Annotated in this window: 25 protein-coding genes; 17 read left to right on the top strand and 8 right to left on the bottom strand. The window is 66.1% G+C overall.

Annotated features, from left to right (window positions below):
* The first annotated feature begins 11 nt into the window (after positions 1-11).
* From GAK28_RS06800 to GAK28_RS06775, 6 genes are all read left to right on the top strand, one after another.
* Positions 12-1,898 (top strand): 5-dehydro-2-deoxygluconokinase, encoded by a 1,887-nt coding sequence (locus GAK28_RS06800; protein WP_291776479.1) that lies wholly within the window; start codon positions 12-14, stop codon positions 1,896-1,898.
* A complete protein-coding gene (gene iolD / locus GAK28_RS06795) occupies positions 1,895-3,778 on the top strand; it encodes a 3D-(3,5/4)-trihydroxycyclohexane-1,2-dione acylhydrolase (decyclizing) (RefSeq protein ID WP_291776477.1) in 1,884 nt (627 codons plus the stop codon). The genes GAK28_RS06800 and iolD overlap by 4 nt, the downstream gene beginning before the upstream one ends.
* On the top strand, positions 3,775-4,683 hold the full coding sequence (iolE, locus tag GAK28_RS06790) for a myo-inosose-2 dehydratase (RefSeq protein ID WP_291776475.1): 909 nt from the start codon (positions 3,775-3,777) through the stop codon (positions 4,681-4,683). Before iolD ends, iolE begins: the two co-directional genes overlap by 4 nt.
* Positions 4,680-5,477 carry a 5-deoxy-glucuronate isomerase gene (gene iolB / locus GAK28_RS06785; protein WP_291776765.1) on the top strand — a complete coding sequence of 266 codons (798 nt, stop codon included), beginning with the start codon at positions 4,680-4,682 and terminating at the stop codon, positions 5,475-5,477. The genes iolE and iolB overlap by 4 nt, the downstream gene beginning before the upstream one ends.
* A gap of 23 nt (positions 5,478-5,500) precedes the next feature.
* The gene (locus tag GAK28_RS06780) at positions 5,501-7,024 is read left to right on the top strand and encodes a CoA-acylating methylmalonate-semialdehyde dehydrogenase (protein ID WP_291776473.1); all 1,524 of its coding nucleotides are present in this window, start codon (positions 5,501-5,503) and stop codon (positions 7,022-7,024) included.
* A 120-nt stretch (positions 7,025-7,144) separates the two neighbouring features.
* Complete coding sequence (locus tag GAK28_RS06775) at positions 7,145-8,458, top strand: carbohydrate porin (RefSeq protein WP_291776470.1); 1,314 nt, start codon at positions 7,145-7,147, stop codon at positions 8,456-8,458.
* A gap of 39 nt (positions 8,459-8,497) precedes the next feature.
* On the opposite strand, the gene GAK28_RS06770 is transcribed toward GAK28_RS06775, so the two are convergent.
* Positions 8,498-8,689, bottom strand: a complete 192-nt coding sequence (locus GAK28_RS06770) for a CPXCG motif-containing cysteine-rich protein (RefSeq protein ID WP_291776468.1) — start codon at positions 8,687-8,689, stop codon at positions 8,498-8,500.
* Positions 8,690-8,731: 42 nt separating this feature from the next.
* Between GAK28_RS06770 and GAK28_RS06765 the strand changes: the two genes are divergently transcribed.
* From GAK28_RS06765 to msrB, 4 genes are all read left to right on the top strand, one after another.
* A complete protein-coding gene (locus GAK28_RS06765; RefSeq protein WP_291776466.1) occupies positions 8,732-9,430 on the top strand; it encodes an HAD family hydrolase in 699 nt (232 codons plus the stop codon).
* A gap of 74 nt (positions 9,431-9,504) precedes the next feature.
* Positions 9,505-10,443, top strand: a complete 939-nt coding sequence (locus tag GAK28_RS06760; protein WP_291776464.1) for a YihY/virulence factor BrkB family protein — start codon at positions 9,505-9,507, stop codon at positions 10,441-10,443.
* The gene (locus tag GAK28_RS06755; RefSeq protein WP_291776463.1) at positions 10,440-10,784 is read left to right on the top strand and encodes a glycine zipper 2TM domain-containing protein; all 345 of its coding nucleotides are present in this window, start codon (positions 10,440-10,442) and stop codon (positions 10,782-10,784) included. Before GAK28_RS06760 ends, GAK28_RS06755 begins: the two co-directional genes overlap by 4 nt.
* Before the next feature lie 74 nt (positions 10,785-10,858).
* A complete protein-coding gene (msrB, locus tag GAK28_RS06750; protein ID WP_291776461.1) occupies positions 10,859-11,455 on the top strand; it encodes a peptide-methionine (R)-S-oxide reductase MsrB in 597 nt (198 codons plus the stop codon).
* Between the two features lie 99 nt (positions 11,456-11,554).
* Here the strand turns inward: msrB and GAK28_RS06745 are convergent, their stop codons facing one another.
* Both GAK28_RS06745 and GAK28_RS06740 read right to left on the bottom strand, forming a co-directional pair.
* Positions 11,555-13,879: a S9 family peptidase gene (locus GAK28_RS06745; protein ID WP_291776459.1), complete on the bottom strand. Its 2,325-nt coding sequence runs from the start codon at positions 13,877-13,879 to the stop codon at positions 11,555-11,557.
* 93 nt (positions 13,880-13,972) lie between these two features.
* Entirely contained in the window at positions 13,973-14,791 is an 819-nt protein-coding gene (locus tag GAK28_RS06740) for an SDR family oxidoreductase (RefSeq protein WP_291776457.1), read from the bottom strand.
* A 154-nt stretch (positions 14,792-14,945) separates the two neighbouring features.
* Between GAK28_RS06740 and GAK28_RS06735 the strand changes: the two genes are divergently transcribed.
* The gene (locus GAK28_RS06735) at positions 14,946-15,404 is read left to right on the top strand and encodes a PA2169 family four-helix-bundle protein (protein ID WP_291776455.1); all 459 of its coding nucleotides are present in this window, start codon (positions 14,946-14,948) and stop codon (positions 15,402-15,404) included.
* A 105-nt stretch (positions 15,405-15,509) separates the two neighbouring features.
* Here GAK28_RS06735 and GAK28_RS06730 read toward each other — a convergent pair whose 3' ends face one another.
* Together GAK28_RS06730 and GAK28_RS06725 are read right to left on the bottom strand one after the other, a co-directional pair.
* On the bottom strand, positions 15,510-16,049 hold the full coding sequence (locus tag GAK28_RS06730; RefSeq protein ID WP_291776453.1) for a hypothetical protein: 540 nt from the start codon (positions 16,047-16,049) through the stop codon (positions 15,510-15,512).
* Positions 16,050-16,106: 57 nt separating this feature from the next.
* The gene (locus GAK28_RS06725; protein ID WP_291776451.1) at positions 16,107-16,880 is read right to left on the bottom strand and encodes a YdcF family protein; all 774 of its coding nucleotides are present in this window, start codon (positions 16,878-16,880) and stop codon (positions 16,107-16,109) included.
* 87 nt (positions 16,881-16,967) lie between these two features.
* On the opposite strand from GAK28_RS06725, the gene GAK28_RS06720 reads away from it, so the two are divergent.
* The 4 genes from GAK28_RS06720 (at position 16,968) to GAK28_RS06705 (ending at position 19,474) form a co-directional block, all read left to right on the top strand.
* Complete coding sequence (locus GAK28_RS06720) at positions 16,968-17,882, top strand: hypothetical protein (RefSeq protein WP_291776449.1); 915 nt, start codon at positions 16,968-16,970, stop codon at positions 17,880-17,882.
* A 39-nt stretch (positions 17,883-17,921) separates the two neighbouring features.
* A complete protein-coding gene (locus GAK28_RS06715) occupies positions 17,922-18,098 on the top strand; it encodes a hypothetical protein (RefSeq protein WP_291776447.1) in 177 nt (58 codons plus the stop codon).
* A gap of 93 nt (positions 18,099-18,191) precedes the next feature.
* The gene (locus tag GAK28_RS06710) at positions 18,192-18,956 is read left to right on the top strand and encodes an AraC family transcriptional regulator (protein WP_291776446.1); all 765 of its coding nucleotides are present in this window, start codon (positions 18,192-18,194) and stop codon (positions 18,954-18,956) included.
* Positions 18,956-19,474 carry a MarR family transcriptional regulator gene (locus GAK28_RS06705; RefSeq protein ID WP_291776444.1) on the top strand — a complete coding sequence of 173 codons (519 nt, stop codon included), beginning with the start codon at positions 18,956-18,958 and terminating at the stop codon, positions 19,472-19,474. Before GAK28_RS06710 ends, GAK28_RS06705 begins: the two co-directional genes overlap by 1 nt.
* 16 nt (positions 19,475-19,490) lie before the next feature.
* Here GAK28_RS06705 and rhtC read toward each other — a convergent pair whose 3' ends face one another.
* Entirely contained in the window at positions 19,491-20,120 is a 630-nt protein-coding gene (gene rhtC / locus GAK28_RS06700) for a threonine export protein RhtC (protein ID WP_291776442.1), read from the bottom strand.
* Positions 20,121-20,356: 236 nt separating this feature from the next.
* Between rhtC and GAK28_RS06695 the strand changes: the two genes are divergently transcribed.
* A complete protein-coding gene (locus tag GAK28_RS06695; protein WP_291776440.1) occupies positions 20,357-21,661 on the top strand; it encodes a nucleoside transporter C-terminal domain-containing protein in 1,305 nt (434 codons plus the stop codon).
* Positions 21,662-21,665: 4 nt separating this feature from the next.
* Positions 21,666-22,514, top strand: a complete 849-nt coding sequence (locus tag GAK28_RS06690; RefSeq protein ID WP_291776438.1) for a PfkB family carbohydrate kinase — start codon at positions 21,666-21,668, stop codon at positions 22,512-22,514.
* Between the two features lie 63 nt (positions 22,515-22,577).
* Here GAK28_RS06690 and GAK28_RS06685 read toward each other — a convergent pair whose 3' ends face one another.
* Both GAK28_RS06685 and GAK28_RS06680 read right to left on the bottom strand, forming a co-directional pair.
* Entirely contained in the window at positions 22,578-25,208 is a 2,631-nt protein-coding gene (locus GAK28_RS06685) for a M1 family metallopeptidase (protein WP_291776436.1), read from the bottom strand.
* A gap of 82 nt (positions 25,209-25,290) precedes the next feature.
* Positions 25,291-26,514 carry a tetratricopeptide repeat protein gene (locus tag GAK28_RS06680; protein WP_291776434.1) on the bottom strand — a complete coding sequence of 408 codons (1,224 nt, stop codon included), beginning with the start codon at positions 26,512-26,514 and terminating at the stop codon, positions 25,291-25,293.
* Positions 26,515-26,719 lie beyond the last annotated feature (205 nt).

The following is a 26,719-nucleotide window of genomic DNA, read 5'->3' as shown; positions in this document are numbered from 1 at the left end:
GGAAACCACTCATGCGTAGCCCCCTGCCCCGTTCCTCCTCCCGTCCCATCGACGTGGCCTGCCTCGGCCGCCTCGCGGTGGACCTTTATGCCCAGCAGATCGGTGCGCGTCTCGAGGACGTCACCAGCTTCGCCAAGTACCTGGGCGGCTCATCGGCCAACGTAGCCTTCGGCACCGCGCGCCTCGGCCTGCGCTCGGCCATGCTGGCCCGCGTCGGCGACGACCACATGGGGCGATTCCTTACCGAGACACTGGCCGGCGAAGGTAGCGACACCAGCCAGATCCATGTCGATCCGGACCACCTCACCGCCCTGGCGATCCTGGGTATCAAGGATCGCGAGACCTTCCCCCTGCTGTTCTATCGCGAGAACTGCGCCGACATGGCGCTGACGCCCGACGATATCGACGAGGGTTTCCTTGCCGGTTGCCGTGCGCTCGCCATCACCGGCACGCATTTCTCGCAGCCCGGCGTGCATGCCGCCGCCAGCCGCGCGCTGGAACTGGCCCGCAAGCACGATGTCCGCACCGTGCTGGATATCGACTATCGCCCGGTCCTGTGGGGGCTCACCGGCCGTGCCGATGGCGAGCAACGCTTCATCGCCGGCGGCAGCGCCGACCTGATCGCGGCGTTGCGTGCGGTTCGTGCCGTCAGCGAGGCCACCCTCGTCGTAAAGCGCGGCCCGCTGGGATGCAGCATCGTCGACGGCCCCGTGCCCGCCGACATCGACGACGCCCCAACCTATCGCGGCAGCCGCGTCGACGTATTGAACGTGCTCGGCGCTGGCGACGCCTTTCTGTCGGGCTTCCTCGCCGGCTGGCTCGGCGGCGAATCGCTGGAACGCGCCTGCGCCTTCGCCAACGCCTGCGGCGCCATCGTCGTTTCCCGGCATGCCTGCGCACCGGCCATGCCGTGCCGCGACGAACTCGACGCCTTGCTCGCACGCGACGGTGCCATCCGCCGCCCGGACCTCGACGCCGAACTGTCCCACCTGCATCGCACCGCCATCGCTCGCAAGGTGTGGGACGAGCTGTACGTGTTCGCTTTCGATCACCGCACCCCGTTCTTCGAACTGGCGCGCGAGGTCGGCGGCGACGAAGCGCGCATCCCACGGCTGAAGGAACTACTGGTCCAGGTCATCGCCGATACCGAACAGGCCGGCAAGCTGCACGGCCACGTCGGCCTGCTCTCCGACGATCGCTACGGCCAGGACGCGCTCAACGCCGCCACGGGGCGTGGCTGGTGGATCGGTCGCCCGGTCGAGTTGCCCGGTTCCAACCCACTCGAATTCGAACGCGGTCGCTCGATCGGCAGCCAGCTCGTCAGCTGGCCGAAGGAACACGTCATCAAGTGCCTGGTCGCGTTCGATCCCGACGCACCGGCCATGCATCGCCTGGAACAGGAAACCCAGCTTCACGCCCTGTACGACGCGGCGAAGATCAGCGGCCACGAGTTGCTGCTCGAAGTCATTCCGCCGAACTGCCGTGACCAGGCGCATCGTGACGAGCTCACGCTGCGCTCGCTCAAGCGCATCTACAACATCGGCATCAAGCCCGACTGGTGGAAGCTGTGCCCGCTGGGTCGCGACACCTGGCAAGCCGTCGACGCGCTGATCGAGGAACGCGATCCCTACTGCCGTGGCGTCGTCCTGCTCGGCCTCAACGCGCCGGTGGAAACGCTGGCCGAAGGTTTCGTGGCCGCCGCCGGCAGCCGCACCTGCCGTGGCTTCGCCGTGGGCCGCACGCTGTTCAAGGAACCCGCTGGCGAATGGCTGGCCGGCCGCATCGACGATGCCACCTTCATCGCCCAGGCACGTGCCGCCTTCGAGCGGATGATCGAACTGTGGCGCCAGGGCCGGAAGACCTCGCATCCCGCACTGAAGGAAGGCGCCGCCGCATGAGTGCCACCGTCCGCCTCACCTGTGCCCAGGCCCTGGTGCGCTACCTCGCCGCGTTGCGCTGTCGCGACGCGGATGAGGAGAACGCCGTGCCGCTGTTCGGTGGCGTCTTCGCGATCTTCGGGCACGGCAACGTGGCCGGTCTCGGCGAAGCACTGCATGCGGCGCGCGACGAGCTGCCCACGTTCCGCGCACATAACGAACAGGCAATGGCCCATGCCGCTATCGCCTACGCCAAGACAAACATGCGTCACCGCATGATGGCGGTCACGACCTCCATCGGCCCCGGCGCCACCAACCTCGTCACCGCCGCCGCGCTCGCGCACGTCAACCGCCTGCCCGTGCTGCTGTTGCCGGGCGACATCTTCGTGTCGCGCGCGCCGGACCCCGTGCTTCAACAGCTGGAGGATTTCTCCGACGGCACCGTCTCGGTCAACGACTGCCTGCGACCGGTGTCGCGATACTTCGATCGCATCGTCCGACCGGAACAGTTGCTCACCGCCTTGCCGCGCGCCATCCGCGCGCTGACCGACGCCGCCGCCTGCGGCCCCGTGACGCTCGCCCTCCCGCAGGACGTGCAGACCGAGGCCTACGACTTCCCCGCGTCCTTCTTCGAACCGCGCGAAATCGTCTTCCGCGCGCCGATCCCCACCGACGACGAGCTGATGGCGGCCCTCGACGCCATCGAAGCCTCGGAGCGGCCGGTGATCGTCGCCGGCGGCGGCACCCTCTATGCCCGGGCCACGCCCGAACTGATCGCCTTCGCCGATCGCCACGGCGTGCCCGTCTGCGAGACGCAGGCCGGCAAGGGCGCGATGCCGTGGAACCATCCGCTGCAACTGGGCCCCGCCGGCGTCACCGGTTCCACCGCTGCCAACACGTTGCTTCGCGATGCCGACCTCGTGATCGCCGTCGGTACGCGCCTGCAGGATTTCACCACCGGTTCCAATGCGCTGTTCCGCCATGTGCCGATCCTCTCGGTCAACGTCAACGCCTTCGATTCGCTCAAGGGCGATGGCGTGGAGGTGGTCGGCGACGCGGCCGTGGTGCTCGACGACCTGAGCTTCGGCCTGGAGGGCTGGGCCGCACCGGAGACCTGGACCCAGCGTGCCCGCGACGCGGCACGCGAATGGGTCGACACCGTCACCCGCATCACCGGCGAGCGCAAGGCGCCTCCCGGACAGCTGCCTTACGACGGCGAGGTCATCGGCGCCGTACAGCGCTCGTCGCCGCTCTCCGCGCAGCGCGACATCGTGGTCTGCGCGGCCGGTACCTTGCCTGCCGAACTGGAAAAACTCTGGCGCACCGAGACGGCCGGCGGCTACCACATGGAATACGGCTACTCGTGCATGGGCTACGAGATCGCCGGTGGCCTCGGCGCGAAAATGGCCGCACCGGATCGCGAAGTGATCGTGATGGTCGGCGACGGCAGCTATCTCATGATGAATTCCGAAATCGCCACCTCGGTGATGCTGGATGCCAAGCTCATCGTCGTCGTCCTCGACAATCGCGGCTACGGTTGCATCAATCGTCTCCAGCAGGCCACCGGCAGCGCCCCGTTCAACAACATGTTCGATCACTGCGTGCAAGGCCGTCACGGCGCGCCGCATATCGACTTCGCCGCGCACGCCCGCGCCATGGGCGCCATCGCCGAGCACGTCGCGGACATCGCCGGCCTTGAAGCCGCCATGGAGCGCGCCCGGGCCGCGGACCGCACCTACCTCATCAGCATCGACACCGATCACACGCGCACCACCGCCGATGGCGGCGCCTGGTGGGAAGTGGCCGTGCCGGAAGTCTCCACGCGGGAATCGGTGCGCGACGCGCGTGCCGGCTACGAATCCGCCACCGTGGGCCGCAAGGCCAGGAACACGTCAGCATGAAGAACGATCCCATACGCATCGGCATCAATCCTATCTCCTGGAGCAACGACGACCTTCCGTCGCTGGGTGGTGAAACGCCGCTCTCCACCGCGCTCACCGAAGGTAAGGCCATCGGCTACGAAGGCTTCGAGCTGGGCAACAAGTTCCCGAAGGATCCCACCGAGCTGCGCGAGCTGATGGCCGGTTACGGCCTCGACGTGGTCTCGGGCTGGTACTCCGGTCGCGTCGCGGCGCGCAGCGCGAAGGAGGAATGCGAAGCCGTCGGCAAGCATCTTCGCCTGCTCGCGGAGAACGGTTGCAAGGTGATGGTTTACGGTGAAGTGGCCGATGCCATCCAGGGCGAAGCCGTACCGCTCTACAAGCGCCCCCGCTTCCGTACGGCCGCCGAGTGGAAGGCCTACGGTGACCGTCTCACCGAATTCGCGAAGTTCACGCTGTCGCACGGCGTACGCCTCGCGTATCACCATCACATGGGCGCCTATGTGGAATCGCCCGATGATGTTGATCGCCTGATGGAAAATACCGGCGACGATGTCGGCCTGCTGTTCGACAGCGGCCATACCTATTTCGGTGGCGGCGACCCGCTGACCGTGCTCGATCGTCATATCGAACGCATCTGCCACGTGCATTGCAAGGATGTCCGCCCGGGCGTCGTGCGAATCGCGCGCAATCGCCACTGGACGTTCCTGCAATCGGTGCTCAACGGTGCATTCACCGTACCGGGTGACGGCATCATCGACTTCGCCGCCATCATCGAACGCCTGAAGTCGCACGGCTACCGCGGCTGGCTGGTCGTCGAGGCCGAACAGGATCCCTCGGTCGCCCCGAGCTACGAGTTCGCCAACAAGGGCTATCGCACCCTGCGCTCGCTGCTCGACCGCGAAACGGTCCAGGAGGTCGCATAAGCCTGCTTGTCAAAGCGGCGGATCGTGGTGAAACCATCGTCACCGTCACGCCGGAGTCCGCTCACTGGAAGCACGTCGGCTTCGAGGCACGCCGCGTGCGTGCCGGCGAATCCACGACGGTGAGCCTGCCGGCCGACCGCGAGGGTTGCCTCGTCGTGCTCACGGGTACCGTCGACATCTCGGTGGACGGCCAGGACTTCAAGAACCTTGGCGGCCGGAGCAGCGTGTTCGACGATCGTTCGCCGCACGCCGTCTACGCACCGCCTTCTTCCGTGTACCGCATCCGCGCCTCCAGCGACGCCGAACTGGCGATCGCCAGCGCGCCCGCCACCGGCAAGCTGCCGGTGCGCCTGATCGATCCGGCCACGATGAAGCGCTCGGTGCGTGGTACGGGTGCCAACACGCGCTACGTCTGCGACATCCTTCCCGAGACGGAAGCCGCCGAGTCGCTGCTGGTGGTGGAGGTACTCACGCCTGCCGGCCATTCGTCCAGCTATCCGCCGCACAAGCACGATACCGACGCGCTACCGGAAGAGAGCGTGCTCGAGGAAACCTACTACCACCGCATCGATCCGCCGCAGGGCTTCGCCTTCCAGCGCGTCTACACCGACGAGCGCGACATCGACGAATCGATGGCCGTCGGCGATCACGACGTGGTCATGGTGCCGCGTGGCTACCACCCCGTGGTGATGCCGCACGGCTACCGCGGCTATTACCTCAACGTGATGGCCGGCCCGCGCCGCGAATGGCACTTCCGCAACGATCCCGCCCACGAATGGATGATCGCGCGCTGACGCGCGATCGGAGTACAGCGAACATGTCCGCCCAGCCGTCCAGCCAGTCCCTTCCCCGCATCGGTCATTTCATCGCCGGCAAGCCCTACGGCGGCGCGCCGATCGGTAGCGCCCCCGTCTACAACCCCGCCCACGGCCAAGTGGCCGCCGAGGTGGACCTCGCCTCCGTCGCCGATGTCGACGCCGCCGTGCGCGCCGCGCATGCCGCCTTCGGCACGTGGTCGCAGACCCCGCCCCTGCGCCGCGCGCGCGTGATGTTCCGCTTCAAGGAGCTGATCGAGCGCGACATGGATCGGCTCGCCCGGGTCATCGTCGCCGAGCATGGCAAGGTGCTCTCCGATGCCAAGGGCGAACTGGTGCGCGGTCTTGAGGTCGTCGAGTACGCCTGCGGCATCCCCGAACTGCTCAAGGGCGAGTACACCGAACAGATCTCCAACGGCATCGACGCGTGGACGATGCGCCAGGCGCTCGGCGTCTGCGCCGGCATCACCCCCTTCAACTTCCCAGCCATGGTGCCCATGTGGATGTTCCCCATGGCCATCGCCTGCGGCAACACGTTCGTGCTCAAGCCCTCCGAACGCGATCCCTCTCTAGCCCTTGAGCTGGCCCTGCTGCTCAAGGAAGCCGGCCTGCCGGACGGCGTGTTCAACGTGGTCAACGGCGATAAGACCGCCGTGGATGCCCTGCTCGACCATGACCTGGTGCGAGCGGTCAGCTTCGTGGGCTCCACGCCCATCGCCGAGTACATCTACGCGCGCGGTACCGCCCACGGCAAGCGCGTCCAGGCGCTGGGCGGCGCCAAGAACCACATGGTGATCATGCCGGACGCCGACCTCGACAAGGTCGCCGACGCGCTCATGGGTGCCGGCTACGGCGCGGCGGGTGAACGCTGCATGGCCATTTCCGTGGCCGTCGCCGTGGGCCAGGCCACCGCCGATGCCCTCGTGGCCAAGCTGAAGCCGCGCGTGGAAGCCCTGCGCATCGGCCAGGGCTTGGACGAAAGTATCGAGATGGGTCCGGTAGTCACCGGTGTCCACCGCGACCGCATCACCGGCTATATCGACGACGGCGTGGTCGCCGGCGCCGAGTTGGTGGTGGACGGGCGCGGCTACCAAGTACCGGGCTGCGAGCAAGGCTTCTTCGTAGGGGGAACCCTGTTCGACCGCGTTACTCCCGATATGCGCATATACAAAGAGGAGATATTCGGACCGGTACTGTGCGTCGTACGTGTGCCGGATTTCGCCAGCGCATTGAACCTGATCAACGAACATGAATATGGTAATGGCACGGCGATCTTCACGCGGGATGGACAAATCGCACGCGAATTCGGACACCGTGTACAAGTAGGCATGATCGGCATAAACATTCCCATTCCGGTGCCCATGGCATTCCACAGTTTCGGTGGATGGAAGAAGAGTCTCATGGGTGACCACCACGCCCACGGCCCGGAATCCGTGCGCTTCTACACAAAACAGAAGGCCATTACACAGCGTTGGCTGAACCACGATGAAAGCGCCGGCGCGGAATTCGCCATGCCGACGCATTAGTAAGACAAAACCCTTAGAATGCGCCGGTTGAACGCCGTGAAAATGTTGTGCGTTGCAACTTAAATAATCAAAACCCAATCACGAAAAAGCGTAATTTTGTCATTTCAGGGAGAAGGGTACATGCGCATTAATCTCAAACAACGGCCACTTGCCGGGCTCATGGTCGCCTGCCTCGGTTTCGCCGCTTCCGCGGCCCATGCCGACGACCTTGCCAACAGCAAATACCTGTTCGGCGACTGGGGTGGCGAGCGCACCCGCCTCGCCGAGAAGGGCATCACGTTCGACTTCGGCTACGGTTTCGAGGCGGCACATAACTTCTCCGGTGGTGACAAGCACATCACCCGCTACACCGACCAATGGAAGTTCGGCAGCACCTTCGACCTGGACAAGCTCTGGGGTTGGCGCGGCGGCACCTTCAAGCTGATCATCACCGACCGTAACGGCCGCAACATCGGCGCCGACGCCAACATCGGCAACAACCAGCTGATCCAGGAAGTCTACGGCCGCGGCCAGACCTGGCATCTGACGATGTTCGCCCTGGAGCAGAAGTTCTTCAACGACCGCCTGACCTGGACGATCGGCCGCCTGCCGGTCGGCGAGAACATCGGCTCGTTCTCCTGCGACTTCCAGAACCTGACCTTCTGCGGCGCCCAGCCCGGCAACATCGTGGGCGATTACTGGGTCAACTGGCCGACCAGCCAGTGGGCCACCATCCTCAAGCTCGACACCACGAAGGACACCTTCGTGCAGATCGCGGCCTACCAGGTCAACCCGAACTACGTGAACGACCAGTGGGCCCGTCGCAACGGCTGGAAGCTCAACAACCCGGGCGGCACCACCGGTGCGCTGATCCCGCTGGAGTTCGGCTGGAAGCCCATGGTCAACGGCCTGCCGGGTTCGTACCGCGTCGGCGTCTGGTACAACACGTCCAAGGGCAACGACCTGTTCTACGACGTGAACCACCAGCCGATCGCCCTCACCGACGCCAAGCCGCTGCAGCATGACTCGCGCCAGGGCGCGTGGATCACCTTCCAGCAGCAGATCACCGGCGAAGCCGGCGGCAAGGGCGCCACGGTGTTCCTGAACATCACCTCGGCCGACCACTCGACCTCGCAGACCAACAACCAGATCGCGCTGGGCATGGAGTACAAGGGCATCTTCGATCGCCCGAACGACTTCATCGGCGTGGCGTTCGGCGGTTCGCATGCCAACGGCGAGTACGCCAAGCGCCAGCGCCTGTTCAACGCCGCCAACCCGGGCCAGGCGCAGATCGTGCAGAGTGGCTACGAGAAGGTGACCGAAGTGTTCTACAGCTGGTCGCCGATCCCCTCGATCGCCATCCGTCCCAACCTGCAGTACATTCAGGATCCGGGCGGCAGCAACAAGCGCGACAACGCGTTCATCCTGGGCCTGAAGACCAGCGTCGCGTTCTGATCCACAAGGCCCGGGGCATCCCCGGGCCTTTTCGTTGGATCACCCCTCGTTTTCCGCCGAGGCGGAGAGGTCGAAGGTGTCATCCCCTTCGTCCACCACCAGCCGCATCACGATGGGGCGGCAGCAGACCTGGCAGTCCTCGATGTAGGTCTGGCTGCCGGCGGAGGTGTCCACGGCGACCTCGATGGTCTCGCCGCAGTAGGGACAGGCAATATCGGTAAATTCGTACATGGCGCTATGCTACGCCGTTGCGGCATGACGGATACCTACTCCATGATCGAACTCATCGGCTTCGACGGCGACGACACTCTCTGGCACAGCCAGGAGTTCTACGATCGCGCCCAGGACGAGTTCGAGGCCATCCTCGGCAAGTACATCGACCTGGGCAGCCACGGCCTGCACGACAGCCTGCTCGCGACCGAGCGCGGCAACATCGCGCTGTTCGGCTACGGCGCCAAGGGCATGACCCTGTCGATGATCGAATCGGCCATCGAACTGACGGAGGGCCGCATCGAGGCCCGTGACATCCACCGCATCGTGCGCCTGGGCAAGGACGTGCTGGCCCACCCCGTGGACCTGCTACCCGGCATCCGCGACGCCGTGGAGACCGTGGCGAAGACCCACCGCGTGGTGCTCATCACCAAGGGCGACCTGTTCCACCAGGAAAACAAGGTCGCCCGCTGCGGCCTCGCCGACGTGTTCCACCGCATCGAGATCGTCTCCGAGAAGGACCCGGCCGCCTATGCGCGCCTGTTCCGGGAGTTCGACGTGCCGGCCGAGCGCTTCGCCATGGTCGGCAACTCGCTGAAATCCGACATCGCGCCGGTCGTGGAACTGGGCGGCTGGGGCGTATACATGCCTTATCACAGCACCTGGGCGCACGAAGTGGTGACCGGCTTCACGATGACCGAGCGCGTGGTGGAAGTGCGCGGCGCGGCGGGGATTCCGGAGGCCATCGCGCAGATGGGCTGAGGCCTCCGCCCCTCGCTCCACGTTTCTTTCGCGCCCCACCTACCACCCTGTCCCCGTACCGACGGAGGACACGCGTGGATCGACGGATCAAACTCGGCTGGCAGGTCGTCCGGACCACCGCCAAAGGCTTCAGCGACGACGAGCTGATGACCCGCGCGGCGGCGCTGGCGTTCTATTCCGCCCTTTCCTTCGCGCCGCTGCTCGTGCTGTTGCTCTGGGTGGTGGCGTCGCTGCGCCCGGAATGGCAGGCCCAACTCGTGGACAGCCTCAACGGCCTCGTGGGCCCGCGCGCCTCCGACGCCGTGAAGCTGTTGATCGCCAACGCCAAGGAGAAACCCAGCGTTGGCAGCATGGCCGGCGTGATCGGCCTGGGGGTCACCCTGATCGGCGCCTCGGCCGTGTTCGCCCAGCTCCAGGGGGCGCTGAACCGCGTGTGGAACCTGCAACCCAGGCCGGGCAACACCAGCCGGGCGATCCTGGGCTGGTTGCGCGCCCGCCTGCATGCGCTCGGCCTGCTCCTGTCCGTGGCCTTCCTGCTGGTCATTTCCTTCTCGGCGAGCGCCATGATCGCCGTCTTCGTCCGCGGCGGCACCACGGGCTGGCACGTGCTGGAGATGATCGTTTCGCTGGCCGTGTTCATCGTGGTCTTCGGCGCGATCTACAAGGTGCTTCCCGACGCCATCATCGAATGGCGCGATGCCGTGATCGGCGCCAGTCTCACGGCCCTGCTCTTCGTGGTGGGCAAGTTCGCGATCGGCATTTATCTGGAACGCAGCAATGTCGGCGGTCCGTATGGACCGGCCGGCGGCGTGGTGGTGCTGCTGGTCTGGGTCTATTACTCCGCGCTGATCCTGCTTTTAGGGGCCGAACTGACCGAAGCCGTGGCCGAGGCGCGTGGTACGCCGATCCGTCCGCGTCCCTACGCCATGTCCACCAAGGCGTCCGCTGTTGACCCGGCTGTCACGGCACCGGCGGTACTAGTGGAGGCCACCGAAAAGGAGGACACGCCATGAAGCTCCACCTCATCGCAGCCGCCGCGCTCACCCTCGCCGCAGGTACCGTCGCGACCGCTCCCGCCCAAGCCCAGGCCCGCCGCAGCCAGCATCAGGTCTGCCGCGACGTGCAGGTCAAGCAGATCAACTCGAAGGACGACAACCGCCTGATCGGTACCGGTGTCGGCGCCGTCGCGGGCGGACTGATGGGCAACCAGGTGGGCGGCGGCAAGGGCAAGACCCTGGCGACCGTGGCCGGTGCGGTAGGCGGCGGCTACGCGGGCAACCAGATCCAGAAGAACCACCAGGACAAGAACGCCACCTACACCACCAAGCGCGAATGCCACTGGGTGGACGATTGATGTAAGGCGAACGCGGGACGACCGGTCTTGATGGGAGGGGCGCGATGGCGCCCTTCCCTGCTCCCGGAGGTTGTATGAGCACCGATCCCGAGCGCCGTCGTTTCCTCGGCGTCCTGGCCGCCACGGCGGCCTTTTCCGTGTCCCTGCCGTTCCTGTTGCGCGGGACGCGTCCTGCCGTCGCCGCCGAGGCGCCGCCGCCGGCCACGCCCGGCGAGGTGACCCTCGACTGCTTCGCGCCGGATAAGAAGCCGCTGGGCGCCTGCAAGGAGCCGCGCGTCGTGCTGACGGACGCGCAGTGGCGGGCGAAGCTCGATCCGCGTGCCTATGTCGTCACCCGGCAAGAAGGCACCGAGCGGCCCTATTCCGGGCCTGGCTGGAATCGCCACGACAATGGCATCTATCGCTGCATCGGCTGCGACACGGCCTTGTTCGACTCGGCGACGAAGTTCGATTCGGGTACCGGGTGGCCGAGCTTCTGGCAGCCGATCTCGCGGCGGAACGTCGTGCAGAGTGATGACCGGAGCCTGGCGTTCGAGGATCGTACGGCGATCAGCTGTGCCCGGTGCAGCGCGCACCTGGGGCATGTCTTTGACGATGGACCCGATCCGACGGGGCTGCGTTACTGCATGAACGCGGTGGCGATGCGTTTCGTGCCGGTATCCGCCGCCTGACGCGTGGGATCGCGCGCAAGCGCGCTCCTACAGGTCAGCGGGGCTCTGCTTTTGTAGGAGCGCGCTTGCGCGCGATCACGCCAGCGCGCTCCTACGGGATCACCGCTCGATCGGTGTCAGCTTGAATTCCTTCGGCGGCGTTTCCTCCTTGAGGTAACGCACGAAGTAATCCCAGCGGCGACGGGTCATGTACTGCGTGGCCGCGCCGTAGCCGTGATGGGCGTTCGGGATCATCACCAGATCGAAGTCCTTGTTGGCCTTGATCAGCGCGTCCACCACCAGCAGCGACTCGTACGGCGGCACGTTATCGTCCGAGGTGCCGTGGGCGATCATCAGGTGGCCCTTGAGCCCGTCGACCCACTTCTGGTTGGCCTGGTCGTCGTAGTTCGACTTGCCGTCCTTGTCGGTAACCAGCAGGCCCTGCCACTTCTCGGCCCAGTCGTCTTCGTAGTTGCGGTTGTCGTGGTTGCCCGACTCGGAGATGCCCACCTTGAACACGTCGGCATAGCGGAACATCGCGGTGGCCGTGGCATTGCCGCCACCCGAATGGCCCCAGATACCGACGCGGTTGCCGTCGATCCAGGCGTTCTTCTGCACCAACTGCTTCACCGCCGCGACCTGGTCGGGCAGCGTGTTATCGCCGATGTTCTGGAAGTAGGCGTCATGGAAGGCCTTGGAACGCCACGGCGTACCCATGCCGTCCACCGCGACCACGACGAAGCCGAGCTCGGCCAACGCCTGGTTGTCGCCATGCGAGGGCACGAAGCTGCGCGTGCGCACCGAACCGGTCTGCGGACCCGGATAGATGTAGACGACCAGCGGATACTTCTTCGACGCGTCGAAGTTCGACGGCTTGAACATGTGGCCGTAGAGATCGGTCTTGCCGTCGCGCGCCTTCACGGTGAATGCGGTCGGCGGCACCCAACCGGCAGCCTTCAGGCGCGAGATATCGGCGCGTGCGACTTCCTTCACCGTCGCACCCGTGTCGCCGCGACGAACCAGGGCGACCGGCGGCGTATCGATGGTGGAGTACGAATCGAAGAAGTACGTACCGTCCTTCGACATCGAGACCGTATGGTCCGCGTTCTCCGGCGTGAGCAGCGTGAGGCCCTTGCCGTCGAAGCCCACCTTGTAGAACTGCTGGTAGTACGGATCGACGCCCTTCTCGCGGCCGACGCCACGGAACCAGATCGTCTTCGTCTTCGGATCGATGCGCAGCACCTCGGTGACGTTCCAGTCGCCGCTGGTGATCTGCTGTTCGAGCTTGCCGGTCTTCAGGCTGTACATATACAGGTGGCCCCAGTTGCTCCGTTCGGAGAACCAGATCACCTGGTCGGTCTCGGGCACGTACTGCCAATTGGCCATGCCGTTGCCGCTTTCGAAATAGGTCTTGGCCTTTTCCTCGAACACGGTGCGCACGGCGCCGGTTTCCGGATTCGCCACGCGGAACCACTCATGCGTATGGTCGCGCGAGGTCGACACGAAGGCAATGCTCTTGCCGTCGGCGGCCCAGCGCACGTCATCCCATACGCCCGGGCTGCACGAGATGTCGTCGCAGAGTGTGGAACGATGCTGATCGGCCGGCATCTTGAAGCGGACCATCTTCTTGGTCGGCACGTCGATCACGACGCGCTCAATCATCGTCACGTCCTTGTCGCCCGGCAGCGGGTACTTCCAGGTATCGACCTTCGGGTGGCCCACGTTGACGCTGACCAGCGTCATCTCGCCCGTTTTGCGCTGGTCCTGCTGGAAGGTCGCGATCTTCTTTGAATCCGGCGACCACACGAGGATGGCCTCGTCGGTGTGCTTCCAGCCGGCATTATCCGTGGCGTAGCCGAAATCCTTGACACCATCGGTGGTCAGGCGAGTCTCGGCACCGGTGGCGATATCGCGCACCCAGAGGTTCCAGTCGCGGATGAAGGCTTCGGACTTGCCGTCCGGCGACTTCAGGCCCGGCTCCTCGCCGTAGGGCTTGCCGTTCGGGTCCTTCTTCACCGCTGCCAGGTCGCACTTGTCGAGCAGCTTGTCGCAGACGTACTGCTTGCCACCGGAGGTCACGTCGAGGCCGTCGTCGGGACGCACTACGAAATCGCTCACCGGCAGCTTGCCGGCGTCCACCTTCTTGCCGGTGGCCGTGGCGAGGGCCTTGGCCAGCTTGTCGCGATCGAAGGCGTGGCTGGCCTGGCCCGTGGCGAGGTCCAGGCGCAGGTACTGGTCACCGTCTTTGTCGTGGTCGCGGTACCAGAGGTGACCGTCGTCGATCCACTTCACGCGCTGGACCGAGTGGTCGACCAGCGGCATCGTGTTGTTGGCCAGCATGCTGTCGGCGCGGCGATAGTCGTCGACGCTCACCGCCTGGGCGGAGGCGGCCCCGATCAGACCGAAGAAGATGGCACCAGCCAGCGCCGGATGATGTTTGGACATAGGAGGGATTCCCCGTGATGGCACGGCGGCACGGGTCGCGCCGCGAACCGGACGAGGCTAGCCCCCGGGGACCGCCCCGGCGTATGCCATTGGTCATGGTCCCGACCGGTCGCCCCCCACGCGGAACCGATGCGCCTGGCGCTCGACCATCTTCAGGGTCAGGGCGTCCGGAAGCAGCTTGAAGAGCACTTTGATCGCCGTATTGACCTTGCCGTTGACCAGCACGACCTTGCCGGCTTCCACCGCGTCCATGCCCTGCTTCGCCACCGTGGTGGCATCCATCCACAGATACCCGGGCATCTTGGAAACCATGTCACGCGAGCCGTTCACATCGTGGAATTCCGAATAGGTGAACCCTGGGCAGAGCCCCGTGACGTGAATCCCGCTGCCCTTGGTTTCCAGCGCCAGCGACTGCGAGAACTTGATGAGGAAGGCTTTTGAAGCCCCGTAGAGCGTATGCCCCGCTGAACCCGGGATATGCCCCGCCAGCGAGGCGACATTGACGATGCGGCCATAGCCGCGCGCCTTCATGCCTGGCAATAGCCGGTAGGCCAGTTCGACGGGCGCCGTCATCATCAGCTGGATGAACGCGGCATGCGCCGCCCAGGGCTGCTCGTCGAGGTATCCGGGCAAGCCGTAACCGGCGTTGTTGATCAGCACGTCGACATGCAGATGCTGCGCGTCGAGCGCGGCGACCAGCGCCTCGGGGCCGTCGACGCGCGACAGGTCGAGCGGCGCCACGATCGCTTCCACACCGTGGCGATCGCGCAATTCGGCGGCCAGGGATTCCAGCCGATCCGCGCGACGCGCCGTCAACACGAGATCGTGGCCGCGGCGCGCGAGTTCGCGTGCGAAAGCTTCGCCGATACCGGCGGAGGCGCCGGTCACCAGCGCGCGTCGATTGGATGCCATGGGTGCGTCTCCCTGCAATGAATCAGTCTCGAGTATGCACCGGACGAGCATGAACGAATGCACGTCCGTGGTGGAGGTGGCGACAGGGTCTTCACGATGCCGTGCCGCCCACGAACGCGATGCTGGCACCTCCCGCAACCCACGGAGATACGCCATGACCAGCACCGACCATGACATCAAGATCCTCAACGGCCTCATCGAGACCACGATCGACAGTGCCGAAGGTTACGGCGAGGCCGCCAAGGATGCGCACAACACGCGTTATGCCGCGTCGTTTCAGCAGCGCGCCGCCGAACGTCGCCAGGTGGCGACGCGTCTGCAGCAGCAGGTGAGCTCGCTCGGCGGCAAGCCCGAGGACGATGGCACCGTACTCGCGAAGGCCCATCGCATGTTCGTCGAACTGCGCGCGAAGATGGGCTCGAAGGACGATGTCGCCATCGTCGATGAAGTCGAGCGCGGCGAAGACCATATCAAGGCGAAGTACGAGGACGCGTTGAAGGATAACGACGTCACTGCCGGTACGCGTTCGTTGATCAACGAGGCGTACGTTTCAGTGAAAAGCGGGCATGATCAGATGCGTGATCTGAAGCATGCGCTGCATGGTTCGAAGTAAGACATAAAAAAGCGGAGGCCTTTGCCGGGCCTCCGCTTCTTTGCTTCGTTGGCTATCGCGCGCGAGCGCGCTCCTACTGGTGGAGCGCACTTTCGCGCGATGCGTTTATTTACCCTGGTCTTCCGCCATCAAGGCGTTGATCTTGTCCTTGTGCGCCTCGTAGAAGGCCACGTTCTTCTGGTTCACCTTCGACTGATCGACGTAGCCGGCCAGCTGCGGGTTGTTCTTGGCTTCCGAAGCGATGGCCGCGTTGGTCACCGCGAGATTGGCGAGCAGGAACTCGCGCGGGGTGAAGCCATTGGCCTTGATCAGGGGCCCGATGCGCGGATCGGAGTCGGTGATCTGCTTGGCGAGATCGTCGAGCGAGTGGATCTTCGAGAAGTCGGTCTGCGCGTTCTTCGGCTGGATGCCCTGCTTCTTGGCTTCCTGCGACACCTTCACGATGCGGTTGAACACATCGTCGTTCAGGTTGTAATTCTGGATGGCCTGCTTGTCGGCGGCGGGAATCTGCGCGGCCGGGTTGGCGGCCGGCGCGGCCTCCTGCTGGGCCTGCGGAGCCGGGGCGGCCTTCTGCGGCTGCGCGAAGGCGGCCGGGGCGAGCGAGGCGGTGGCCAGCAGCGCGGCGAGGATGTAGCGATGTTTCACGGGCTTCTCCTTGGGAGGTCGTGGCTGGACGGGTGGGCCAGCATAAGCGGCCAAATGTTACGTATGTGTGGGCGCGGTCAGAGAGTCTTCAGGAATCTTCGGCACGTTCCAGCCCATGGCGTTGTAGAGCTTGTAGCGAAGCACGCCGGTGTACTCATGGATGGCGAAATCCGCGAAGAAGATGTTTTCCGACGACGGCAGCCAATCGTAGCGGGCGGTGACGTAATCGCCACGCACCGGTTCGGCACGGATGCCGAAATGCGAGAAGTACAGCACGGAACGCTTCAGGTGCACGGCCGAGGAGACCAGCACCACCTTGTCCGCGCCGAAGCTCATCAGCAGCGGGCGAGTGAATTGCGCGTTCTGGAAGGTGTTCATGCTGTTGCCTTCCAGGACCAGGTCCGCGCGCGGCACGCCGAGGCGATCCAGCGTAATGGCGTAGGTCTCGGCTTCGGAGCGCCCCAGCTTCATGGCGTCACCGCCACTCACTTCCAGCTTGCACTCCGCGCCCGTGGCCTTGCACGAGCGATACAGCTCGGCGGCCCGCAGGATGCGGCCGTTGGCGTAGAGGCTCTGCTCCACGATGCCAGGACCACTGCGCACGGTACCCGCGCCCAGCAGGATGATGAAGTTGCGCTGCCCCCAGGTCGCCACATCGGGGGCGAAACCCGACTGCAGGTTACCCAGCAGCAGGCCGGTCAGCGGCCCGCAACCGGCAAAGAACAGCCAGGCCAGGGCCAGTACGATGAAGACCGGCCCCGAACGGCGGCGGCGACGCCACAGCAGCAGGAGACCGATGACGAGGAGCAGCAGAAAGAAGGGCAGGATCATGGGCGCGGAGCGTAGCAAACCCGAACGACCTGCGCGCAACCCCCTGGGGTGTACATTGCCCCGACCATCAGGGAATGGAACGGATACGTGGCGATCGACGAAGCCATCACCCCCGAACGCGACGAACGGCTAAGCGCCGAGCGCGCCTACGAGCTGTACTGGGCCGACCTGCTCGGCGCCGACGCGACCTTCCTCTGCGTGGGCCAGGGTTGCGAGGCGCACCTGATCTGCGCCTGCCTGGAAAAACCCGAGCAGAACCTGCGTATCCGCCCGTACTTCCGCTCGCGACGGCTGGAAGACCACGCGGCCACCTGCGAGGTAGTGCACGCGCGTGGCGGGGAGAAAGAAGAAAACAAACCCGACGTCTTCGAGGCCCAGCGACCGGCGGATCATTTCCGCGCCGCGCCTTCCGTGACCGCGCCTGCCAGCGTATCGCACGACGGGCTAGCCCCCCGTCGTACCAGCGGCGTCACCGGCACCGCGAAGCGCGCGAGCCATTACTACCGTCTCTCGTCGCTGGTGCAGAAGTTCCTCGAGCATCGCCGCGACGACGACCTCGACGAAGCCAGCGTGGAGATCGGTGGCGAAACCACCACCTACGCCGCGCTGTTTCGCAACGTCTACCGGCAGAAGGTCGCCGAGCTGACCGGCACGCGCGCCGTATGGTGGGGCAAGGCCTCCATTCGGGCGACGAAGGAAGGCGGCTACTTCCTCACCTTCTCGCGGCCCTTCCGCCACGACGACACCGAGCTACGCCCCACGATCACCCTCGCGGCGAAGGACATCGAGGCCTATGCCGTACGCAGGCTTCTCAAGGCCCGGCTCGACAAGTTGATCGACGAGGGTGGCCGCTGCGTCGTCTTTGCGTGGGCCAAGCCCTGGATGCCGACGAACGCCGAATCGGCCTTCGTGCGGTTCTACGTGAACAACCTCGACCATATCGACGTCCGCGGTACCGAGGTGCTCGACGAGCTGAAAAACACCTCGCGCGTCGCCCGCTGAGCGACGTAGCGTTGACGCGCGTCGGCGGACCATCGCGCCATGTCCCGCCGCAAACGCCTACGCCTTCCCTTCGTACGCCACCCGCGTGACGCATCGCATGATTTCGACGATGCCAGCTACGACGGCGGTATATCGGGCGGCCCGTACTTCCGGCACATCGTCCTCGCGGTGATCCTGGTAGTCGCCCTGGTCGCCATCGTGCGCTGCGTCACATAACGTTTTCGACCCCTACCCCATTCGGGGGTAGGGCGTAATCTTTGCGTGCGCAATGCTTCGATCCTCCCCCCGAGCGCCGAGAGGATCGGCCCGATGTACCGCATCGAAAACCCCCTTCCCCAAGCCACACCCCGCCCGGCCACCGTGATCGTCGACCTCGCCCAGCGCTCCGCCGCACTGGATCGTGGCGACCGCCCCGGTGCCGAAAACCTCCTCGAAAACCTTCGCGGCCGCGCCGCCCTGACCGAAATCGTGCTCGACGGCACGGCCGACGACCTGTTGCTGGTCTATCGCGCCGCGCGTCCCACGGACGGCGATGGCACGGGGGCGATCCTGTTCCGCCGGCATGCGGAGGGGCTGACCTGCACGCAAGGCCACCCCCCGGCCGTGCGGACCCTGGCCAGCATCCTCTTCGACAGCCTGCGCACCGACATGCCCAATACGCCGCTGGTCGCCCACGTCGCCCTCGCCCTGCGAGCCATCCTGCCGTGCGGCACTTCCGTGCCGGAGCCCAACGGCATCACCCGCGGCGGCCTCGCCGGCTGGCAGGAGCGCCGCGCGGTCGCGTTCATGGAAGAGCGGCTCGACCAGTCCTTCCCGGTCTCCGCCGTCGCGGAAGCCTGTGGCCTGTCGGTGAACCACTTTTCCCGCGCCTTCCGCCGCAGCATGGGCAAGCCACCGCATCGCTGGCTGCTTGATCGGCGCATCGAGCGCGCGCAGACCCTGCTGCGTTCCAGCGACATGACCCTGGCCGATGTCGCGCTGGCCTGCGGCTTCGCCGAGCAGAGCCATTTCACCCGAGTGTTCACCCGCACCGTGGGTATCCCGCCGGGCGCATGGCGGAGGTCGGCAAACTGATGGACGTCGAAGCCAAGGCCCCTGCGGCCCCCAACGCCGATCGTCCCGCCTTTGAACATGGCGACATCATGATCGAGCGCGACACGAGCCCTTCCGCCGCCCTGGCCCTGGGGCGCGACCTCATGCTGGCCGGCTCCCGCCTTCGCGACGCGGTGGGACGCCGCGCCCAGCGGGAGTTCGGCATCACGGCCCTGCAGGCCGAGATGCTCCTCCTGCTGGCCGGACGCCGGAGCATGATCTCCACGGAACTGGCCATGGCCTGCGGCGTCAACGCCAGCACGGTCACCCATGCCGTGGATGCCGGCATCGAACGGGGCCTGATGGGCCGCGAGCGCAACACCGCCGACCGGCGCCTGGTGGACATCGCGCTGACCACCCTGGGCAAGCGCATGGCCGACCGGGTCAGGACCCTGGTGGCCGAGGTGGCGGCGGATGCCCTGCGGGGCATGCTGCCGCCTGACCTGGCCCGCTTCGCGACCAGCCTGGCGCAGGTGGGGCGGAACCTGGAAAAGAGCTAAACAGGGAGGGCGATCCTCAGATCGCCCGGCGACCGAGGATGAGGTGCAGGCCGAACAGGGTGAAGATCGCCCCGGCCCCACCGTCGATCCAGCGCGCGGCGCGCACATAGCCCCGACGCATCGCCGGCAGGGCGAAGATGGCCGCCACCACACCGAACCACAGGGCGGTTTCCGCCGTGACCAGCGCCCACAAGCCCCAGCGCGCGGCCGGCTGCACGCCCTCGCCGAGGAAGGCCGAGAAGATCGAGGCGAAATAGATCGCGGCCTTCGGGTTGGCGAGGTTCGTCAACAGGCCGCGCAGCAGGGCGCGGCCCGGGCTGGAATCGTGGACGTCCACCACGGGAACGGCCGCGTCCGGCTTGGCCTTCCACGAGGCCCGCAGCATCTGGATGCCCATCCAGCACAGGTAGGCGCCACCGGCGATGGCGATGCCGCGTTCCAGCCAGGCCAGGCGATGCAGCAGCAATTGCAGACCCAGCAGGGCCAGTGCCGCCCAGACCGCCACGCCCAGGGCGATGCCGATCACCCCCGCGATCGCCTCGCGTCGCGAGCGGCTGGCGGCGAGCTGGGAGACGAAGAAGAAGTCCGGACCCGGGGTGATCAGGGCCACCAGCTGGACCAGGGCGATGGTGAGGAAAAGATTCATGAGGCCGGCCTGCTGCCTTGGGTGGGGATCGCCGATTAGGCGCCTTCGCCTGGCCCGACGCAAGGCGGTGGACACCGGCCTGCGCCGGTGCGACGAGCCGGTCGCCCCGGGTTGTCTCCGCTGATACGAAAGGCTTTTCCGCAGCGCGCCTTGCCCCCTGCGCCCACCTCCCGTAACCTCGCGTTTTTTAAAGCGGTCACGGGGCTACCCCCGGCCTTCGCAAGGGGTAAGTCACGATGCTGGGTCTCTTGGGCCACGTACTGTTTGGCCTGTTCGGTTTGGCGACGCTGATCGCCATCGCCTTCTGTTTTTCCAACAACAAGCGCGTGGTCGACTGGAAGCTCGTCGCCACGGGTGTTGGCCTGCAGATCGTCTTCGCGGCGATCGTGCTGAAGGTGCCCCTGGGCCGCGACGTCTTCGACACCATCGCCACGGGCTTCGTGCGCCTGCTCGACTACGTGGACGTGGGGTCGCGCTTCATCTTCGGCAGCCTGCTCGACAGCGAGAAGTTCGGCGTGATCTTCGCCGTGAAGGTGCTGCCCACCATCGTGTTCTTCGCCGCCCTCACCGGCGTGCTGTACCACCTGGGCGTGATGCAGCAGATCGTCAAGGGCATGGCGTGGGTCATCACCAAGGTGATGCGCGTGTCCGGCGCCGAGACCACCAGCGTCTGCGCCAGCGTGTTCATCGGCCAGACCGAGGCCCCGCTCACGATCAAGCCGTACATCGAGCGCATGACCCAGGCCGAGCTGATGACCGTCATGATCGGCGGCATGGCCCATATTGCCGGCTCGGTGATGGCCGCGTACGTCGCCATGCTCGGCGGCGACGATCCGGCACAGCGCATGTTCTTCGCCAAGCACCTGCTCACCGCGAGCGTCATGGCCGCCCCGGCTACCATGGTGCTGGCCAAGATCCTCGTGCCGGAAACCGAAGAGCCGCTGACCCGCGGCACGGTGCGCATGGAAGTCGAGAAGACCACCGCCAACGTCATCGACGCCGCCGCCGGTGGCGCGGGCGACGGCCTCAAGCTGGCGATGAACGTCGGCGCCATGCTGCTCGCCTTCATCGCCCTCATCGCACTGGTCAACGCGCCGGTGCAGTGGGTCGGCACGCTCGGCGGCGATCACAGCGTCAACGCCTGGCTGACGGCGCATGCCGGCCATCCGGTGGTGCTGAGCCTCGAAACCATTTTCGGCTGGGTCCTCGCGCCGGTCGCCTGGCTCATCGGCGTGCCCTGGCAGGACGCCACCCTGGTCGGCAGCTTCATCGGCCAGAAGGTCGTCATCAACGAATTCGTGGCGTATGCGGACCTCGCCCGTCACCTGCAGGACCTGCAGCCGGAAAGCCGCCTCATCGCCACCTATGCGCTGTGCGGCTTCGCCAACTTCTCGTCCATCGCGATCCAGCTCGGCGGCATCGGCGGCCTTGCCCCGAACCGTCGTGGCGATCTCGCCCGTCTCGGCCTGCGCGCCGTGCTGGGTGGCACCATCGCCACCTTCATGACGGCGACCATCGCCGGCGTGCTCGAACGCTTCTGATCGAATGCCCGCCGTCCGTCTCCTGGTCGTCGGCGGTTACCACGAGGAAGAGCGCTGGCGGGTGCCACGTCTTCCTCGTCCCGGCGAGCCGGTCACGGCCTCCGCCTTCGAACGCTCTCCCGGCGGCAAGGCCTGGCACCAGGCCGTCGCCGCCGCGCGGAGCGGTGTCGTCACCGGCCTGATCGCCGCTATCGGCGACGACGTGATCGATCCATCCGGCCTGCCCGGCCATACCGTCGCCCGCTGGCAGCTCGTGCCCGGCACACGCACGGGTCGGGCCACCGAGATCGGCGATGGCAAGGGCCCGACGCTTTCGGTGCTGTCGCACGGCGCCAACGATCATCTTTCCGCCGCCTTTGTGGCAAAGCAGAGCGATCTCTTCGCCGAGGCGCGTGTGTTGCTGGTTTCCGCGCAGACGCATATCGACACCGTGGCCGCCACGCTGGAACTGGCCGGCGAGCGACGCATGCTGCGCCTATTCGACCCGGGCCCGCTGCCGCCGGGGCTATCCGTTCGCGAATTCGCCAGCACCGATGTGCTGCTGCTGGATGTCTACGAGTTCGCCCATGCGTGCGGACACTTCCTCAACATCGACATCAGCGCGCAGGCCGTTACCGGCATGGGCGATACGACCATCAACGCGCTGGCTCGTCGTCTTTGCGCGGGTACCGTGGTGGTCTCGCTGGATCGCAGCTGTCTCGTCTCGCACGGTGCAGACCGTCGCGGCGACGATGCCGAGCTGTATCGCCTGCCGACCTGCGGCATGGGCGACCGCTTCAAGGGCGTGCTGGCGGCGAAGCTCGTCGACGCCGAACGATTCCGCGATGCCCTGACCGCCGCCTGCAACGTCTGAGCCGGTCCGCACCCACAAAAAAACCCCGCCGACCGCAGGTCGACGGGGTTTCCCTTCACCTCATCAGCCGTTCTTCTTCAGCCACGCATCCACGGCAGGCAGACGCTCCTTGCGCACCTGGTTGCGATAGCGGATGTTGGCGACCGCGCTTTCAGCCTCGCGACGCGACGTAGCCGCGATGTACTTCTGGGCGAAGGCCTCGATCTTCGGGATCGTCGCCAGGTCGAGCGAGTTGCGCGCCAGTCCGGGGTAGTAGCGCGACGATGAGGTGCCGTCGACGAAGGTATCCACCTTCTCCTTGTGCGCGGTGGCGAATTCGAAGGCCAGCTCCGGATGCCCGTTACCCACGCGGGAGATCATCGCAGCGCTATTGGTCGCACCCGGCTCGTCGGTGAGCGCCAGCTCCAGCGCACGCTTGGCCAGCGCATTGTCCTTCGGCGCGGCAAGTAGCGTGTACAGGCGATCCTTCACCAGCGGGGTCTTCTCCGCCTTGGCAGCGGCGTGCATCTTGTCCCAGGTGGCGGCATCGGCGTTATACGCGACCACGGCCAGAATCACCTTGCGCAATTCCGCAGGCATTTTGTCGGTTTCGTAGCGACGACGCGCTTCGGCAAGCACCTTCGGATCGCCCAGGCGGCCCAGCGACGCGATCAGGTCGGAACGCAGGATCGCCACCGGCGATGCCTCGCCGGCCTTCGGCTCCCAGCCCAGCTCGTCGAGCTTCGGCGAAAGGCGGCTCACGGCGTACTTACGCAACACGGCCTGCTGCTTTGCATCGCCGTCGTAGTAGGCGTCCAGCGAAGTGAAGTTGCCGGAGATTTCATCCCACAGCAACGGCGACGCGTCCAGCGGCGTCGCCTTGATCAGGTCGAGTACATTCGAGGTGGGCTGGACGCCAGCCATGCCCTGTGCCCAAGTGTCGGACACGAGGCCCAGCTGGTCGATCGGCTCGAGCTTGGTGAAGACGTCCTGCAAGGCCTTGAACTGCTCGGGCTTGTACGCGGTGCGGTAATACGCCGTCTGGCCCGCATTGACCAGCACCGGGCCGCAACCGGCGACGGTCAGCGAGCCTTGGCCGTCGAGCAGGGTCGAGGCCGGCGCGCCGCCGACGACCTTCGCGGTCACCGGCACGTGCCAGCGCAGCGGCGTCTTGTCCGGGCGATCGCGGGTGAACTCGCCCTGCGACAGCTTCAGCGTGGTGCTGCCGTTGGCGCAGGACACCGACTCCACGCGCACGAGCGGAATGCCCGGCTGGAGGGTGAAATCATGCGCGATGGTGCTGACCGACTTGCCGGCGGCCGTGTCGATCGCCTTCCACAGGTCGTCCGACACGGTGTTCGAATAGGCGTGGGCCTTGATGTAATCCTGCACGCCCTTGCGCCATGCGTCGGGACCGACGTAGGCCTCCAGCATGCGGATCACCGACTCGCCCTTGGAGTAGGTGATGCTGTCGAAGGCCTGGCTGGCCTGCTCCACCGTCGCCACGTGCTGCACGACCGGATGCGTCGTCGCGATGGAGTCCTGATTCATCGCCTGCTCGCGGATGCCGACGGCCTCGAGCTCCGTATGCCATTCCGGATGCAAGCGCTCCGTGGTGCGCGACGCCAGCCACGAGGCGAAGCCTTCGTTGAGCCACAGGTCGTCCCACCAGCGCATCGTCACAAGATCGCCGAACCACTGGTGGGCCATTTCGTGCGCGGCGGTGTTGAACACTTCCTGCTTGTCGGACGGCGTGGAGAACGACGGGTCGAGCAGCAACGCGTATTCGAAGGTGTAGATCGCGCCCCAGTTCTCCATCGCCGAGAAGAACTGGCTCTGGCCCGGCGACGCGATGTTGTCGAGCTTCGGCAGCGGATACGGCACGCCGAAGTACGCGTTGTATTCCTGCAACACGGCCTTGCCGCTGTCGAGGGTGAACTGCGCCTGCGAGATCTTGCCCTTCTGCGTGATCACGCCGATTTCCACGCCATCGGACATCGTGGTGGCACGCTCGAAATCACCCAGGCCGAAGAACACCAGGTAGGTCGACATCTTCGGCGTCGCGGCGAAGCTCACCTTCGTCAGGCCATTGCCGAGATCCTTCTTCGAGGCGGCCGGCATGTTGCTGACGGCCATCTGGCCCGAGGGCACCGTGGCATCCAGGGTGAACGTGGCCTTGTACGCCGGCTCGTCCCACGACGGGATGAAACGACGCGCGTCGGAGTTCTCGAACTGCGTGTAGAGCGCGCGCTTCTTGCCGTCGTGCTCGGTGTCGTAGTCAATCGCGAACAGGCCGTTGGCCTGCGTGCCGATCTTGCCCGTGTATTCCAGCGACAGGCGATAGGCGCCCGCCGGAATGGCATGGTCGAAGGTGAAGGTGGCGGTCTGGGCATCGGCGTCGACGGCTACCTTGGGCGCGGCGAACGTCGCCTTGCCCTTGGCCGGCGCGAGCGAGACCTTCCCGAAGGTCATCCCCAGCGCATTGAGGGTGATCGAGGTGGTGGGCTGGGCCACCGTGACATCGATCGACACCTTGCCGTCAAAGCTGAGCTTCTCGGCGTGCGGCACGATGGAGACGTCGTAATGCGTGGGCGTGACGCCGCGCGGCAACTGGGTCGTGGTCTGTTCGGCAGTGTCGGCTGCCGGTGCGGCGAACGCGACCGGAGACAGGCCGGCGAGCGCGACGGCAAGCGCGCGGACGAGAGGTTTACGCATGGAGGTGTCGCCCCTGGGGATAAGTGCCCCGATGGTCGCGCCGCCCGACGCCGGGCGAGAAGCGCCGGAAGTCATGGGTGACCTACGACCAGAACTTCCACCAGGGCCGTGGATCCAGCCGACGCATGGCCTTCAGGTGGCCGCGGGCGGCCGCCTTGCGATACCAGGCACGGGCCACCGAAAGATTTCGCGGCACGCCATCGCCGTTCTCGTGGAAGCGGCCCAACTCGTACTGGGCTTCGGGATAGCCCTGCGTGGCGGCCATGCGATACAGGCGTATCACTTCCTCGACGTTGCGCGGCACGCCGCGACCGCCATCGATCATCTGGGCCAGCAGGCATTGCGCGGCGACATGATCCCGCTCCGCCGCCAGGGCGAGCCAGCGCACGGCCTCCGGGTCGTTGCGGGCGACACCGTCACCCGTGGACAGTCGGCGGCCCAGATCGAACTGCCCTTCGGCATCCTGCGGTCCCAACCGTGACGCGCGCTCGGGCGACTGTACCGACGCGGGTTCGGCGTCGAGCGAGGCAAGACGCTGCGTGGCCTCATTGTCGCCTTGCGCGGCCGCCAACCCCAGCCAGTGCCGGGCCTGCTGCGGATCCACCGGCAAGCCGTCGCTGCCGTCCATGAACATGCGGCCGAGCGCGAACTGGGCGCTGGCGTTGCCCAGCTCCGCCGCCCGCCGATAGTGCAGCGCGCCAAGACGCGTGCTGCGCGCCACGCCAATGCCATCGCAATACATGTGCGCCACGCTGCACAGGGCGTCGCCGTAGCCACGCGCGTCCGGGTTTCCGCGCTCCACCGCCTTGCTGTAGAAGGCGAAAGCCAGTTCCGCGTCGCGGGGGACGCCACGGCCGAAGTAATGCGACACCCCCAGATTCACGCAGGCCTGGACGTGCCCCTGGTCGGCCGCGAGACCCCACCAGTGCAAGGCCTGTTCGCGGCTGGATTCCACGCCATGCCCTCGCGCATACATTGAACCCAGCGCGCACTGCGCTTCGGCGTACCCCGTATCCGCCGCCCGCCGATACCAGATCACCGCTTCGGCATGATCGCGGGGCACACCGAGCCCCTCGGCATAATGCGCCGCCAGCCGGCATTGCCCTTCCAGGTGGCCCTGTTCCGCCGCGCGGCGGAACCAGTGCGCCGAGCGCTGGCGATCCCGAGCCACCTGCTCACCGTCGAAATACGCCGTACCGACAAGGAACTGGGCTTCGATATCGCCCAGCTGCGCGTCACGCTCCATCCTGCCGAACGCCTGCAAGGCGTCCATCGTCTCGGCCAGTTGCCGTTCGACCGGGGGCATCGCTGTTTTCCCTTCAGACATCCCTATAGCCCCTGATGCGGCGTGTGCCGTGGCCGCATCATAGGGCCGGCCGCAGTGACTGGATATCGGCTTTTTAGGCAGGACGGCATTTTCAACGAAACGGCGAAAGTGATGACGCCCCGGGCCGGTTTTTCCCTTCCATGGCGAGGAGCACCATAGCCCTATTCCCTCAACGGACATCCGC

This window comes from Luteibacter sp. (genome assembly GCF_009912395.1).
In the GTDB taxonomy this organism is placed as follows: domain Bacteria; phylum Pseudomonadota; class Gammaproteobacteria; order Xanthomonadales; family Rhodanobacteraceae; genus Luteibacter.
This window is presented reverse-complemented; position numbering and strand designations above follow the sequence as displayed.

Coding starts and splice junctions, on each gene's coding strand:
- GAK28_RS06800 (WP_291776479.1), top strand. CDS start 12: ATGCGTAGCCCCCTGCCCCGTTCCTCCTCCCGTCCCATCGACGTGGCC.
- iolD (WP_291776477.1), top strand. CDS start 1,895: ATGAGTGCCACCGTCCGCCTCACCTGTGCCCAGGCCCTGGTGCGCTAC.
- iolE (WP_291776475.1), top strand. CDS start 3,775: ATGAAGAACGATCCCATACGCATCGGCATCAATCCTATCTCCTGGAGC.
- GAK28_RS06780 (WP_291776473.1), top strand. CDS start 5,501: ATGTCCGCCCAGCCGTCCAGCCAGTCCCTTCCCCGCATCGGTCATTTC.
- GAK28_RS06775 (WP_291776470.1), top strand. CDS start 7,145: ATGCGCATTAATCTCAAACAACGGCCACTTGCCGGGCTCATGGTCGCC.
- GAK28_RS06770 (WP_291776468.1), bottom strand. CDS start 8,689: ATGTACGAATTTACCGATATTGCCTGTCCCTACTGCGGCGAGACCATC.
- GAK28_RS06765 (WP_291776466.1), top strand. CDS start 8,732: ATGATCGAACTCATCGGCTTCGACGGCGACGACACTCTCTGGCACAGC.
- GAK28_RS06755 (WP_291776463.1), top strand. CDS start 10,440: ATGAAGCTCCACCTCATCGCAGCCGCCGCGCTCACCCTCGCCGCAGGT.
- msrB (WP_291776461.1), top strand. CDS start 10,859: ATGAGCACCGATCCCGAGCGCCGTCGTTTCCTCGGCGTCCTGGCCGCC.
- GAK28_RS06745 (WP_291776459.1), bottom strand. CDS start 13,879: ATGTCCAAACATCATCCGGCGCTGGCTGGTGCCATCTTCTTCGGTCTG.
- GAK28_RS06740 (WP_291776457.1), bottom strand. CDS start 14,791: ATGGCATCCAATCGACGCGCGCTGGTGACCGGCGCCTCCGCCGGTATC.
- GAK28_RS06735 (WP_291776455.1), top strand. CDS start 14,946: ATGACCAGCACCGACCATGACATCAAGATCCTCAACGGCCTCATCGAG.
- GAK28_RS06725 (WP_291776451.1), bottom strand. CDS start 16,880: ATGATCCTGCCCTTCTTTCTGCTGCTCCTCGTCATCGGTCTCCTGCTG.
- GAK28_RS06715 (WP_291776447.1), top strand. CDS start 17,922: ATGTCCCGCCGCAAACGCCTACGCCTTCCCTTCGTACGCCACCCGCGT.
- GAK28_RS06710 (WP_291776446.1), top strand. CDS start 18,192: ATGTACCGCATCGAAAACCCCCTTCCCCAAGCCACACCCCGCCCGGCC.
- GAK28_RS06705 (WP_291776444.1), top strand. CDS start 18,956: ATGGACGTCGAAGCCAAGGCCCCTGCGGCCCCCAACGCCGATCGTCCC.
- rhtC (WP_291776442.1), bottom strand. CDS start 20,120: ATGAATCTTTTCCTCACCATCGCCCTGGTCCAGCTGGTGGCCCTGATC.
- GAK28_RS06695 (WP_291776440.1), top strand. CDS start 20,357: ATGCTGGGTCTCTTGGGCCACGTACTGTTTGGCCTGTTCGGTTTGGCG.
- GAK28_RS06690 (WP_291776438.1), top strand. CDS start 21,666: ATGCCCGCCGTCCGTCTCCTGGTCGTCGGCGGTTACCACGAGGAAGAG.
- GAK28_RS06685 (WP_291776436.1), bottom strand. CDS start 25,208: ATGCGTAAACCTCTCGTCCGCGCGCTTGCCGTCGCGCTCGCCGGCCTG.
- GAK28_RS06680 (WP_291776434.1), bottom strand. CDS start 26,514: ATGCCCCCGGTCGAACGGCAACTGGCCGAGACGATGGACGCCTTGCAG.